This window comes from Parapedobacter lycopersici, from assembly GCF_040395035.1.
Classification (GTDB): domain Bacteria; phylum Bacteroidota; class Bacteroidia; order Sphingobacteriales; family Sphingobacteriaceae; genus Parapedobacter; species Parapedobacter lycopersici_A.
Genome location: NZ_JBEBRB010000001.1, coordinates 153323 through 166935, shown reverse-complemented (window position 1 = coordinate 166935; position 13613 = coordinate 153323). Strand labels below are relative to the sequence as shown.

The window sequence follows — 13613 nt, the reverse complement described above, 5'->3', positions numbered from 1 at the left end:
GCCTATAACTGAGGGGTCAATACCTGATCAACGCACTCGCCCAGGTGAATCCGGAACCAAACGCAGCTAGGCATATCAGATCACCATCGCGGATTTTTCCTTCTTCCCACGCTTCACAAAGTGCGATGGGCACGGAAGCTGCAGTGGTATTTCCGTATTTCTGGATGTTGTTGAAAACCTGATCGTCCCGCAATCCCAATGTTTGCTGCACGTACTGGCTGATGCGCAGGTTGGCCTGATGGGGGATGAGTAAATCAAGGTCTTGTGTTGTTAGGTTGTTTGTTGCCAAGGCTTCCCGGATGACTTCTGGAAATTTGACAATCGCCTTCTTAAATACCGCCGGGCCGTCCATGTATGGCCGGGCCTCGCCATTTTCCAACTGTTCCGCGGTAAAAAACAACCCCCCCAGTTCCTGCTCGGGAAAAGGTGGTTTTTCCGGCAACCATTTGTTCGCATGTGACCCGGGGTAATACATGGCCAACGACTCAGCATCCGTCCCATCACTATGCAGATGCGTACTTAATATCCCCTTACCCGCTTCCGTTGTTGGCTGGAGTACTACCGCCCCGGCACCATCTCCAAAAATAACCGATATATTCCGGCTCCGTGTTTCAAAATCCATCGCAAAAGAGTGCTTCTCACTACCGACAACCAGCACATTCTTATACATACCAGTTTTGATAAACTGATCGGCAACGGAAAGGGCATATACAAATCCCGAGCATTGATTCCGGACATCCAACGCACCGATCTCGCCCATACCCATCTCGCGTTGTAACAGCACACCGCAACCGGGAAAATAGTAATCCGGGCTTAACGTGGCAAACACAATGAAGTCAACATCTTTAGCGGTAATGCCCGCGCGTTCCAATGCAATTTTAGCAGCTTCGACGCCCATCGTCGTGGTTGTTTCCCCGTGTCGGTCGGCAAAGCGCCGTTCCCGGATTCCAGTCCGCTCCTGTATCCACTCATCGCTAGTGTCCATAAAACGGGTAAGGTCCTGATTGGTGTATACGTGCTGTGGCACATAGTAACCGATTCCTGCTATTTTTGATTGATACATCGTGATGCTTGCGGCTTTGTTTGATGTGCAAAGTACATAAATTTTGTGAGATGACCGGTCGGCCGTCCATCGGGCGTCCTGCAAGTAGCTTTCACTCAAGGTGATGGTGACTGCAGCTTTCCCGGGCACCAGGGAATTAACAATGCCATATGCTTTTTGTTCGCCTGAAGTTGGTGAATGCAGGCCAATTTCGCTAATTTTGTATGCATGACTGTTGAGACACAGGAAGAAACCTATACGCTGGATGAGGTATTGGCAACCATCGCTGCCAGCCATAAGCTAGTCCTATGGAATGACGATACGAATACGTTCGACCACGTCATAAATTGCCTGATGAAACACCTGCAATATACCGAGACACAGGCCGAGAAGATCGCATGGACCGTCCATACCGAGGGCAAATGCATCGTATTGGAGGGAACCTATACCGAGGTGGAAGTTTACCGAAAAATCCTTAAATCCGAAGGCCTGACCGTCAGTGTCGAATAGCACTACGTAACAATGTCATCGAAGCAGCCCTGTAGCTGTAATAATGCGGTTACGCGATACCCCCCATCGTGATAAAAGCATAATCTTTGTGGCTTATATACCAGATCAGATACTATTAACTAAAACAATGAACTTCGTACAACAAGCCGGAAGGATTATATTATTTGCGGTCATCACCATCTCCAGTAATGCCATAGCCCAGGAAAATTCGTCGATAACCGCCGTGGTAGTGGATGCCACGTCGGAAGAACCTGTGGGATTCGCCAGTGCGGCGTTGCTGGAGCAGGGCTCGCAGCGTTATGTCAAGGGGATGCAGACCGTTGATGACGGTAAGATTACTTTTACAGATGTTCCGGCGGGCACGTACATGATCCGGGTAACTTACGTGGGGTATAAGGACTATGTAAGGGAAAATATCGGAATCCAGTCGGGCCGGGCAGCAAACCTCGGAAATATCCCGCTGACACCATCTGGAGAGCTGCTGGAAGAAGTTGTCGTATCGGGTACCCCCCCGGCTATGGAACTGGGGATAGACCGCAAAATTTTTAACGTGGCACAGAGTACCATCAGCGAAGGCGGTACCGCGACAGACCTGCTGGAGAATGTGCCGTCGTTGCAGGTAGATGTAGATGGCAGTGTAAGCCTGCGTGGATCGAGCAGCGTACGGATCCTAATCAACGGACGCGAGTCGGCCATGGCCGGCAGCGACATCACCCAATTGCTCCAGGCCATGCCTGCCAATTCGATCGAAAGGATAGAGGTGGTCACCAATCCTTCCGCCCGGTACGATGCGGAGGGTCAATCGGGCATCATCAATATCGTACTGAAAAAGAATGTGCGGCTGGGTATCAACGGCACAGTAAACGTTTCAGCGGGTTCCTATGATAATTACAACGCCGGGCTGAATCTCAACTACCGGGGCGATAAATGGAACTATTTCGGCGGCTATCACTTTAACCGGCGGAATAGCGTAGGTAATGGATTGAATAACATCGAGTTCTTTTCGAATAACGGCGGTAGCAACAGCATCACGGAGAATGCCAGCAAGAGTGCGAATCTGGGACTGAACCATGGGGTTCGCCTGGGCACGGAGTATTATTTCAGTGATCGGACAATTATTGGTGCTTCGGGAAATTTCAGCCTTCGCGGAAATAATCGGAACGAGGATATTTACTATACTTATTTTAATAATCCCGAACTTACGGGTACCAGCGACCGGTTCTCCCGGCAGGACGAAGATGATTTTGGATATGACCTTAACCTGGATTTTGAACATAACTTCCGCCGCGAGAGCGAAAAGCTGGAAGCCAATTTTTCATTCGGACGGGATACTGAAGATGGGGTGAATACCTTCGACCAAACATTTAGCGATCCATCGGGTGTACAGGATAAGCGGGTAAACAATACCGGAGAGGATGGCAGGAACCTCAACGTGCAGGTAGATTATGTACGGCCATTTGGCAAAGACCAGCGAGTGGAGGCTGGTTACCGCACGTTTATAAGAAGATCCAATGACTCCCAGCATTCTGCCTATTTTGACGTCGATCAGGGAACAATGCTTCCGGATTATGACCTCACCAATGACTTTGAAATGGAGAGCAGTGTACACGCATTATACGCCAATTACCGGAATAAGCTGACGGAGAAATTGGGCTTCCAGGTTGGACTGCGGGCCGAACAGGCCTACCTGAATACCGAATATATTTCATTTGACCCCGAGTTGAGCCCGGAGGACCGCGTAGCCGTGGGAAAGCTGGATTACTTTCGGGTATATCCCAGTGTCTTCCTCACACAGGAGTTTGGCGATCGCCATCAGGTACAGCTGAATTATACCCGGCGGGTAAGCCGGCCACGGGGATGGCAGGTCAACCCATTTATTGACGTCTCTGACCCGATTAACAAGCGTCAGGGTAACCCTAACCTGTTACCGGAAGATATCCATTCCTTTGAGTTAAGTTATGCCAAATTCTGGGATGGGGTTACGTTGAACTCGTCCGTGTACTACCGCCGGGTAAATGATGTAATAAATCCCATTGTTACTACTGCCGAGGGAGCGGGGGGAGCTACTTTTTCGCGCTGGGAAAACATCAGCCGGAATGAATCCGCCGGCTTTGAACTCATATCTCATGTGGATATCACGAAGCAGGTAGATGCCATGTTCAATGCGAATTTATATCATTCCAAGTTCCATGGGAGCGAGGAATTTCATATTGAGCCAACTGAAGGATTCAACTGGAATGCCAATGTTACAGCTAATTACCGTATTAAACCCTGGCTTTCCATGCAGGCACGTGCCGATTATCAGGCACCGCGGGTGATGGCACAGGGCCGGGGGATAGAGATGTTCGTGATCAATGCCGGTATGCGGTGGGATGTGCTGGATAAACGGGGAAGTATTATGTTTAATGTACGAGACCTGCTCAACCAGCGTAAGTGGGGTGGATATACGCAGACCGAACAGTTCTACCGGTATTTCGAAAGCCGCTGGATGCCGCGTATGTTTATGCTCTCATTACGTTACCGTTTTGGGAAGCAGGATTTTCGGCGCCGGAACGACGATGAACAGCGGAATAACGGTATGGAAGGGAGTCCGGGGGAATTTAACGAAGGCGGAGGTTTTTAAGGTGATGGATTTACAAAGTAATCGACCACAGGAACAGGAAAACAAAAAGCGGCGTTCCAATGGAATGCCGCTTTTTGTTTGATCGGTTCAACCGGATATTACATCATGCCGCCCATGCCGCCACCCATAGGGGGGGCACCTGCTGCACCTTTGTCTTCTTCCGGCTCATCAGCCAATACGACTTCAGTAGTCAGCAACATGGAGGCAATTGATGCGGCATTTTCGAGCGCCACACGGGATACCTTAGTCGGGTCAATTACACCGGCACCGATTAAGTTCTCATAGCCATCTGTCCGTGCATTGTAACCAAAGTCGGCTTTGCCTTCTTTTACTTTTTGCACTACGATAGCTCCTTCAATACCGGAGTTATTGCAGATTTGACGCAACGGCTCTTCGATAGCGCGTTTCACGATTTCGATACCGATGTTCTCATCTTCGTTGGCGCCTTTCAGATTAACCAAAGATTCGCCTGCCCGGATGAAAGCCACGCCACCACCGGCTACGATACCTTCTTCAACCGCTGCGCGTGTTGCGTGCAGGGCATCGTCAACCCGGTCTTTCTTCTCTTTCATTTCCACTTCAGTTGCAGCACCTACATACAACACCGCAACACCGCCGGCCAGCTTAGCCAGTCGCTCTTGCAGTTTTTCACGATCGTAATCGGATGTAGTGGTTTCAATCTGTGCCTTAATTTGGTTTACGCGGCCTTTGATGTCTTCTGCACTGCCCGAGCCGTTGATTACTGTGGTATTGTCTTTGTCAACCACTACTTTTTCAGCTTGGCCAAGGTAAGAAAGCTCAGCATTTTCCAGCTTATAGCCTCTTTCTTCAGAGATAACCGTACCACCGGTGAGGATCGCGATATCTTCCAGCATCGCTTTGCGGCGATCGCCAAAGCCGGGTGCCTTAACAGCAGCTACTTTCAATGAGCCCCGGATTTTGTTAACAACCAAGGTTGCCAATGCTTCCCCGTCGAGATCTTCTGCGATGATCAACAGTGGTTTGCCGGTCTGTACTTGTTTTTCAAGGACAGGAAGTAGCTCCTTCATGTTGCTGATCTTCTTGTCGTAGATCAGGATATAAGGATTTTCCAGTTCAGCTTCCATTTTATCGGTGTTGGTCACGAAGTACGGTGACAGGTAACCGCGATCGAATTGCATTCCTTCTACCGTTTTCACTTCGGTTTCCGTTCCTTTTGCTTCTTCCACCGTAATTACGCCGTCTTTACCCACTTTTTCCATTGCTTCAGCGATAAGTGCACCGATTACCTCATCGTTGTTGGCGGAAATGCTCGCAACCTGCTTGATTTTGTTGTTGTCTTCGCCTACGGTCTGGGATTGCGATTGCAGGCTCTCAACGACCTTGCTTACGGCTTTATCAATACCGCGTTTCAGGTCCATTGGGTTTGCACCTGCAGCTACACTTTTCAGTCCCGGAGCGATAATGGCCTGGGCCAATACCGTAGCAGTAGTTGTACCGTCACCAGCCTGATCAGCTGTTTTGGACGCTACTTCTTTAACCATCTGGGCACCCATATTTTCCAGGGCATCTTTCAATTCAATTTCTTTTGCAACGGTAACGCCGTCTTTCGTGATTGCGGGAGAACCGAATTTCTTCTCGATGATCACATTACGTCCTTTGGGACCTAACGTTACCTTTACCGCATTTGCCAACGTGTCTACACCTTTTTTCAGTGCGTCACGTGCTTCTACATTATACTTAACTTGTTTTGCCATTTTTTGAATTAGATTTTGAGCTATTAGATTTTCAGTGATGGGACAGCCGCCGAACGCTACACCCCATTATATTTAACGCTTGAATCGTTTATTGAACCCGTATATACGGACGCGATCCCTTTAGAGGACGGCGTAGATATCTGATTCCTTCATGATCAGATATTCTTTGCCTTCATACGTGATTTCAGTTCCTGAATATTTTCCATACAACACCTGATCGCCTACCTTCACTGTAAGTGGTTCGTCCGGCTTTCCGGTGCCGACAGCAACTACGGTTCCGCGCTGGGGTTTCTCTTTCGCGGTATCCGGGATGTAGATTCCTGAAGCAGTCTTCTCCTCAGCAGGGGCGGATTCCACCACCACTCTGTCTCCAATAGGTTTAATACTTAATGCCATAATTGATTTAATTATTATTGTTATTAATTTGTTTTAATTTTTCTGCAATTAGTTGCTCATCAACTATGCCAAAGGCATTAATTGTTATTCGTTTTTGCCATTTTTTCACGTTATACGGCCATCGCCGGTTTTGGTAAATAGACTGCGTGTCAGGATGGCAGTTGGTTCCCGGATGACGTCAGCGCACGTGTCACGCATAAAAAAACCGCCACCTGCTGGATTAGCGGGTGACGGTAAGTCTGTCAACTGGCTGCGGTTACCGCAGCTATAAATAAATTACTGTGCCGTATCGGTTTCCAGTACGGTATCCGGTGCCTCTGCAGCGGGAAGCGGAGCCGCAGTGGGCGTCTGCTGATTGATCTGATCGGTGAGGCCACCCCTGGATGAACCGGTAGACGGGCCTAAAATGTTGATGACAAGGGAAAATAAAATGATGGCAATCATCAGCCCCCAAGTTCCTTTTTCCAGAATATCGCCTGTACGTTTTACCCCCATCAGGTTAGTACCTCCGGCAAAACCGGATGCCAGACCTCCTCCTTTGGGATTCTGAATCAAGACGATAAAAGAGATTAAAATACTGGCTAAAATAATCAGTATGATCAATAGCGTTTGCATAGTATGTGTTATGTTAACTTGTTTTCCAATGTAGTAATCAGCGCGGCAAAGTAAGCACTTTTTTCAGGATATTTCAAACTTAATTTTTTATAAATGGCTATTGCTTTAGGATATAGCCCCTGATCCTCGTATATTTTTGCCAATGTTTCCGTTACCAGCGTTAGCTGGTCTTCCGCACTTTGCCGTGCCTTGTTTTCCAGATTGATCTTTTCGGGCTGCGGTGGTTTGATCTGGGGCTCCTCACGGATAAACCGCTCGATTACCGGGTCTGTTTTCTGCGGCACCTTAAATGATACGGTGTTGGCTTTATAAGGATCGCTGAGCTTCTCTTCCGGCGATTGCAGGTGAAAGATATTCTCCCGGATCTGCTGGTCAAGCACTTGTTCCTCGTCCGCCCGCGCCGTTGCTGCATTAGGATCCGAAGCGTAGGGCTGATAAGTATGAGCATATTCCATCCGGGTTTTATTGAGCCACCAGAGGAAACTATAAGGCATGTGCTCGTCGTCGTAAAGACTCACTTTTTCATGAGGTGTTCCCTGCGACGCAGGAACAATATCCCGGCGGCCGCGCTGCGGGTCGTCCGTCATTTCCGCGGGAGGCTCTTCATCCGTTAATTGTTCGTAGGCAAGGTAATCTACGGATACCGGGTGATCGGGCAATAGCGGGTCTGCGGTAATGGATGCTTCCGCCGGTTCGTCGTCAGTCCCGTTATCCGAATCAATTTGCTGATCCGGGGCTTCATGTGCCGCCAGTACGGGAGCCTCTTCCCGGAGCATTTCATCAGCGGCTTGTGCCTCAGGGTCGTCAATTCCGAAAGCCGTCCTGTCCTCCGTAGCCCCATGCCGGTCTTCCCGCATCAACTGCAATGCAATTTCCTCCTGTTCATCGATAGCTGCATGGGGTTGCTCACCGGGGTAATAGCTGACTTCCTCCTCATCGGCTGTGTGCAATGGCGAAGCAGTTTCCGTTTGTACCTCCGTTACCTGCTCGTAAAGCCACAGCGGGTTATGGGTATAGAGCAATGCTACATCAAAAGGGTTTGCTACTGCTGCTTCGAGTTGTTTTTGAGCCTGGATAATCCTTAACGATTGTGCGTAGGGATACTGCTGGATCAATCCGGCGATAATTTCCCCATTGTAATCCGAAGGATTGGACAAGATTTGATTATAAAGTACCTGATCAGCCATGTTGCTTCTATTCCATTTCGAACGGATGGTTACCAATTGGCAAATGCCCTGTTGAAAATATCTTCGGTAAGCATCTCGTTTATATCCCGTATTAATGATTCTTCCTGGCCCTGTATGGTATTCGTAGCCGAAGAAAAATCCTTAAACCGGGTAAACGACTGCTCAAAGCTGTCTTCCGGTTTAATGTTGTTGGTATATTTTACGCTAACGGTAATGGACAGCCGGTTCAGTGCCGCGCGGTCCGTTCCGGCCTCCACCGCAGCCGGTGTAATGCTGTATCCCGTAATCCGCCCCTCAAAGATGGCGTCACCCTCACTGTCGACCTGACTGAGGCTCGATTGGCTGCGGACACGTTCCTTCAGCGCCTCGGTGAACGACTGGCTAAGTGTAGGGTAAACGATGGGAGCGGCATTTTCGAAGAACAGGACACTTACGGTCTTCATTCCCTCGGGGATGGAGCCTCCGGTAAAGCCATATTTAACCCCGCAGCTCTGGATACCGGCCAGCAAAAGCAGCAAGCTGAAAAAGAAATGTCTATTGCGTATTGTAAAAGCCATGTTGTTGTCAGTTCAAATTCAGATCCTTGATTTTCCGGTACAGTGTCCTTTCGGATATACCCAGCTCCTGGGCGGCGGATTTACGTTTCCCCTTGTGCTTTTTCAGTGCCTTTTTGATCAGGTCCGATTCCTTTTCCACCAAAGAGAGCGACTCTTCTATTTCCTCCGCGTCCTGCGTCTGAATATTAAAATCATCGTGCTGGCTGCTGGTTTGCGGACGGTGGATCGTAAGCGTGGAAGGTGCGGCCAGCTGCTGCTCCTGCCCCACAGGCGTATCCACTTCGCGGTACAGCTGGTGTATGTAGGGCGAGTTGTCTTCAAAGGTCCGCGAATTAATCCCGTTCTGAATGATTTCGACCACCAGTTTTTTCAGTTCGACCATGTCTTTTTTCATGTCGAAGAGTACTTTGTAAAGTAAATCCCGTTCCGAGAAATCGTCGTTGGACTTCTGTCCCACATATACCGGAAGATTGCTTCGGTTATCCGCCGGCAGGTAATGCTGCAACGTCTGTGCATCAATTACCCGTTCTTTTTCCAGCACTGCAATCTGCTCGGCAATGTTTTTTAGCTGCCTGACGTTGCCGGGCCACGAGAAACCGGAGAGCAGCTGTTGTCCGTCTTCGGTCAGCTGTACACTCGGACTCCGGTATTTGTCGGTAAAATCGGCTACGAATTTGCGAAAGAGCAGGTAAATGTCTTCCTTTCGGTCGCGCAACGGAGGGATCCGTAGGGGAACGGTATTCAGCCGGTAGTAGAGGTCCTCCCTGAACTTACCTTTCTGCACCGCCTCGTAGATGTCCACGTTGGTCGCTGCGATCACGCGTACGTTGGTTTTCTGTACTTTTGACGAACCCACGCGGATGTATTCGCCCGTTTCCAGCACGCGCAGCAGCCGGGCCTGTGTGCCAATGGGTAATTCACCTACCTCGTCGAGGAAAATAGTACCGCCATTAACCACCTCGAAATAACCCTTCCGGGATTCGTGCGCACCGGTAAATGATCCTTTTTCGTGGCCGAAAAGCTCGGAGTCAATGGTGCCTTCCGGAATTGCCCCGCAGTTAACGGCGATAAAAGGCCCGTGTTTGCGTGAACTAAGCTGATGGATAATGTGGGAAAATACCTCTTTCCCGCTTCCGCTTTCGCCTGTAATCAACACCGAGATATCCGTTGGCGCCACCTGACGGGCTACATCAATCGCCCGGTTGAGCAACGGTGAGTTGCCAATGATACCAAATCTATTTTTTATGTCCTGAATGTCCATTTTTATTTCTTAGTTGCGTCCGCGCCATTGGTATCCCCTGGCGCTGATCTTAATCAATCCACAATGCGGCCGATTAATGTGGCCGAAGTGCACCGGTCCGTATAGACATTAACGTAATCGCCGACCTTATAGCGTGTGTCTGCCGGAAAAACCACCATGCTGTTCTGGTCGTTCCGGCCGCAGTAATCCTGGTCGGACCGTTTGGAAAGCCCTTCGATAAGCACTTTGTGTACTTTGCCAACGTAAGTCTGCAAACGTCCCAGGCTGTGTTCGCGTTGTTTATCAACCACCTCAGTGAGTCGCCTTTTCTTCACCTCCTCCGGGATGTCATCGGCATAACGTTTGGCAGCCAGGGTGCCCGGCCGTTCCGAATAGGCAAACATATATGCATAATCGTATTTCACATAGTCCATCATCGCCAATGTATCCCGGTGTTCTTCTTCGGTCTCGCTGCAGAACCCGGTAATTACATCCGTGGAAATACCACATTCCGGAATGATCCGCCGGATGGCGTCCACGCGTTCCATATACCACTCCCGGTCATACGTGCGGTTCATTAGTTCGAGCACGCGTGAATTGCCCGATTGCACCGGCAAATGGATGTATTTACAGATGTTCTCATAACGCGCTATGGTGTGTAATACTTCGTCGGTGATATCCTTCGGATGCGATGTTGAAAAACGTACGCGCAATAACGGATTTACCCGGGCAACCATTTCAAGCAGTTTAGCAAAATTAATCGCCGGTTCAGGTTCCCCGCCATCGGTAGCCGGAGCCGCGTATTTATACGAATCCACGTTCTGACCCAATAATGTTACTTCCCGGTAACCCGCCATAAAAAGATCCTGTGCCTCTTTAACAATGGACTGCGGATCACGGCTGCGTTCCCGGCCCCGGGTAAACGGAACCACACAGAAAGAGCACATATTGTCGCATCCCCGCATGATGGATATAAATGCGGTTACTCCATTGGAATTAAGCCGGACGGGACTGATATCGGCATAAGTCTCCTCACGGGACAACAGTACATTGACCGCCCGGGCACCTTCGTCGACCCGTTCAATCAGGTTGGGAAGGTCCCGGTAGGCATCCGGTCCCACCACCACATCCACCAATTTTTCCTCTTCGAGGAATTTAGATTTAAGCCGTTCGGCCATGCAGCCCAACACGCCGACAACCATGCCGGGATTCTTGGCCTTTGCCGATTCAAATTCTTTCAGCCGGTTGCGCACCCGCTGTTCGGCATTCTCCCGTATTGAACAGGTATTGATAAATACCACATCGGCTTCCCGGTAGTCGCGTGTGGTCTCAAATCCTTTATCCAATAAAATGGAAGCCACGATTTCACTATCGGAAAAATTCATCTGGCAACCATAGCTTTCGATATACAATTTCCGGCCGTCACTTTTTTTGGGGTCCTGCTCCAACAACAGGGCTTCTCCCTGCCGGGATTCATCGTGCTGTTTCGTACTTGTGGGTATTTCAACCATTTTTGTTCATTAAAGCCTACAAAGTTAACAATAATATTTTTGAATGTGTGACAGTTTGGCAGATTGTGCGAGGTGTTGGGTGTTACTTTCTTCCGAAGAAAGTAACCAAAGACTCGCCGCTGTACCCGGATGCTACAATGGTAGTGCATCAACGTGCATATCGCATCCGGCCAAGGCGGCATTGACGGTGAACGGAGGGCTGGTGCTGGACGTGCACGGGACGGCCATTCGGATGAATATTGGCCTTGAAGAATCGGGAAGCAGCGAGAAGCAAAGCATGTGCTACAGTATAAGTATAACCGCATTTTTCACTCCGCCTGTCAGCACAGGCCGTTGGGGTTGCGGAATGCCGCCTAGGAGATCTTACGATTTGCAGTGGGATGCATTGCCATTGTAGTAAGAGATCCAAGCGGCGAGTTTTTGGTTACTTTTTTGCGGAAAAAAAGTAAGGCCTACCCAGCTAAGGCTAAATTTAAGATGAGCCGGCAAATTGCAGTGGGTATGAAAAAAAAGTAAGATGTTTGCAGCATGGCATTTTCCAATGAAATCATGGCCTGGTACCAACGCCACAAACGTGATCTTCCCTGGCGGCATACACACGATCCTTATGTGATCTGGCTTTCGGAGGTGATTCTGCAGCAAACGCGTGTGGAACAGGGCTTGCCTTATTTTTACCGATTTCTGGAACACTACCCTACGGCGACTGATTTTGCCAACGCCCCCGAGGATGAAATATTGCTCCACTGGCAGGGACTGGGGTATTATTCCCGGGCGCGCAACATGCACGCAGCAGCCAAAGCTGTGGTGATGGAACATGGCGGCGTTTTTCCTTCACGGTATGACACCCTGATTAAACTGAAAGGCATCGGGGAATATACGGCAGCAGCCATCGCCTCGTTTTCGGCGAACGAAGCCCGGGCGGTGGTAGACGGCAACGTGTTCCGCGTGCTGGCCCGGTATTTCGGCATCGATGAGCCGATTAATTCCGTGAAAGGCAAGAAGCTTTTCCTGGAGCTGGCACAAAGCCTGCTCGATGAGACACAGCCGGGCCTGTATAACCAAGCCGTTATGGAGTTCGGTGCGTTGCAATGCCGTCCTAAAAATCCCCAATGTGCCAATTGCGTTATCCGCTTAGGCTGCCGGGCCTTCCATGCGGGCGAAGTGGCGCGGTTGCCGGTTAAAATTAAGGGCAAGGCAAGCCGGAACCGCTATTTCAATTATTTCGTCGTGGTGGAGGATAATAGAATGTTAATGCATAAACGTGGGAAGGGCGATATCTGGGAGAACCTATATGAGCTGCCGCTTGTGGAAACAACACATGCCATGGATATCGCCGAACTGGCGGTGCAGGAAGAAGTAGTCGGCCTCTTCGGAAAACACGCCGTGCTGCAGGCCGTATCAGAAACCGTTAAACACGTATTGAGCCACCAAAACCTCTTTGCCCAGTTTATCCTCGTAAGCCGCAGGGACACCTCAATAGCCATAGAAAAAAAGATCAGTGGGAATTATGTATTTTTAAAAGATTTGAATACATTAGCTAAACCTAAACTGATTTTTTCCTTTTTGGAAAATTTTATGGTTAAACTGTAATACCTAAATTATTATGTCGGGCATCAACAAAGTCATTTTAGTGGGGCACCTGGGGAAGGATCCGGAAATTCGTCATTTAGAAGGTAACGTGACTGTTGCCAGTTTTCCGCTGGCTACGTCGGAAACGTACAATAAAGACGGCCGGAAGATGGAACAGACGGAGTGGCATAACATTGTGATGTGGCGCGGACTGGCTGAAGTAGCAGCAAAATACCTGTTCAAAGGGAAGTTAGTATACATTGAGGGCAAGCTCCGGACGCGCACGTATGAGGATAAGGAAGGGATCCGTCGTTACACCACTGAAATTGTTGCCGAGAACTTTACGCTGCTGGGGCGCCGGAGTGATTTTGAGCCAACGGGCAGCGCCGGCGTATCGGGCGGGGAACAGGCGGCAAAGAAGACGGATGGCGATGCCGAGGTGGATTTCAAGGAAAATGATGACGAAGATGATGCGCTTTTTTAACGTATCCCTTACTCCACAGACCCGGCTGGTGCGGGAGCGGTTCACCGAAGGTAAAGCGCGTTTCGCTTTTGGCGGCTTTGCCTGCATCGGGTCAACCCATAAGCACCCACTCCACGGGTAATAACGGATTTTGTCGCGAAGCC

Annotated in this window: 13 protein-coding genes; 5 read left to right on the top strand and 8 right to left on the bottom strand. The window is 49.6% G+C overall.

What is annotated here, in order from left to right; genetic code table 11:
- Positions 1–16 precede the first annotated feature (16 nt).
- Positions 17–1063: a 3-oxoacyl-ACP synthase III family protein gene (locus ABWO75_RS00820; RefSeq protein ID WP_353181573.1), complete on the bottom strand. Its 1047-nt coding sequence runs from the start codon at positions 1061–1063 to the stop codon at positions 17–19.
- Between the two features lie 207 nt (positions 1064–1270).
- Between ABWO75_RS00820 and ABWO75_RS00815 the strand changes: the two genes are divergently transcribed.
- Both ABWO75_RS00815 and ABWO75_RS00810 read left to right on the top strand, forming a co-directional pair.
- Positions 1271–1552, top strand: coding sequence for an ATP-dependent Clp protease adaptor ClpS (locus ABWO75_RS00815; protein ID WP_353181571.1), 282 nt, complete (start codon positions 1271–1273; stop codon positions 1550–1552).
- A 127-nt stretch (positions 1553–1679) separates the two neighbouring features.
- The gene (locus tag ABWO75_RS00810) at positions 1680–4175 is read left to right on the top strand and encodes a TonB-dependent receptor (RefSeq protein ID WP_353181569.1); all 2496 of its coding nucleotides are present in this window, start codon (positions 1680–1682) and stop codon (positions 4173–4175) included.
- A 98-nt stretch (positions 4176–4273) separates the two neighbouring features.
- Here the strand turns inward: ABWO75_RS00810 and groL are convergent, their stop codons facing one another.
- The 7 genes from groL to miaB form a co-directional block, all read right to left on the bottom strand.
- A complete protein-coding gene (gene groL, locus ABWO75_RS00805) occupies positions 4274–5911 on the bottom strand; it encodes a chaperonin GroEL (RefSeq protein ID WP_353181567.1) in 1638 nt (545 codons plus the stop codon).
- 120 nt (positions 5912–6031) lie between these two features.
- Positions 6032–6307, bottom strand: a complete 276-nt coding sequence (locus tag ABWO75_RS00800; RefSeq protein ID WP_353181565.1) for a co-chaperone GroES — start codon at positions 6305–6307, stop codon at positions 6032–6034.
- Between the two features lie 276 nt (positions 6308–6583).
- The gene (gene secG / locus ABWO75_RS00795; RefSeq protein WP_353181563.1) at positions 6584–6922 is read right to left on the bottom strand and encodes a preprotein translocase subunit SecG; all 339 of its coding nucleotides are present in this window, start codon (positions 6920–6922) and stop codon (positions 6584–6586) included.
- A gap of 8 nt (positions 6923–6930) precedes the next feature.
- Positions 6931–8109, bottom strand: a complete 1179-nt coding sequence (locus ABWO75_RS00790; RefSeq protein ID WP_353181561.1) for a hypothetical protein — start codon at positions 8107–8109, stop codon at positions 6931–6933.
- Between the two features lie 29 nt (positions 8110–8138).
- Positions 8139–8666: an LptE family protein gene (locus tag ABWO75_RS00785; protein ID WP_353181559.1), complete on the bottom strand. Its 528-nt coding sequence runs from the start codon at positions 8664–8666 to the stop codon at positions 8139–8141.
- Between the two features lie 7 nt (positions 8667–8673).
- A complete protein-coding gene (locus ABWO75_RS00780; RefSeq protein WP_257657460.1) occupies positions 8674–9927 on the bottom strand; it encodes a sigma 54-interacting transcriptional regulator in 1254 nt (417 codons plus the stop codon).
- Between the two features lie 53 nt (positions 9928–9980).
- Positions 9981–11417 carry a tRNA (N6-isopentenyl adenosine(37)-C2)-methylthiotransferase MiaB gene (gene miaB / locus ABWO75_RS00775; RefSeq protein WP_353181556.1) on the bottom strand — a complete coding sequence of 479 codons (1437 nt, stop codon included), beginning with the start codon at positions 11415–11417 and terminating at the stop codon, positions 9981–9983.
- Positions 11418–11945: 528 nt separating this feature from the next.
- Between miaB and mutY the strand changes: the two genes are divergently transcribed.
- From mutY to ABWO75_RS00760, 3 genes are read left to right on the top strand one after another with little or no spacing between them, the layout of a single operon-like run.
- Entirely contained in the window at positions 11946–13007 is a 1062-nt protein-coding gene (gene mutY / locus ABWO75_RS00770; RefSeq protein WP_353181554.1) for an A/G-specific adenine glycosylase, read from the top strand.
- 13 nt (positions 13008–13020) lie between these two features.
- Positions 13021–13470: a single-stranded DNA-binding protein gene (locus ABWO75_RS00765; protein WP_353181552.1), complete on the top strand. Its 450-nt coding sequence runs from the start codon at positions 13021–13023 to the stop codon at positions 13468–13470.
- Positions 13454–13591 carry a hypothetical protein gene (locus ABWO75_RS00760; protein WP_353181550.1) on the top strand — a complete coding sequence of 46 codons (138 nt, stop codon included), beginning with the start codon at positions 13454–13456 and terminating at the stop codon, positions 13589–13591. The genes ABWO75_RS00765 and ABWO75_RS00760 overlap by 17 nt, the downstream gene beginning before the upstream one ends.
- Positions 13592–13613: the final 22 nt, after the last annotated feature.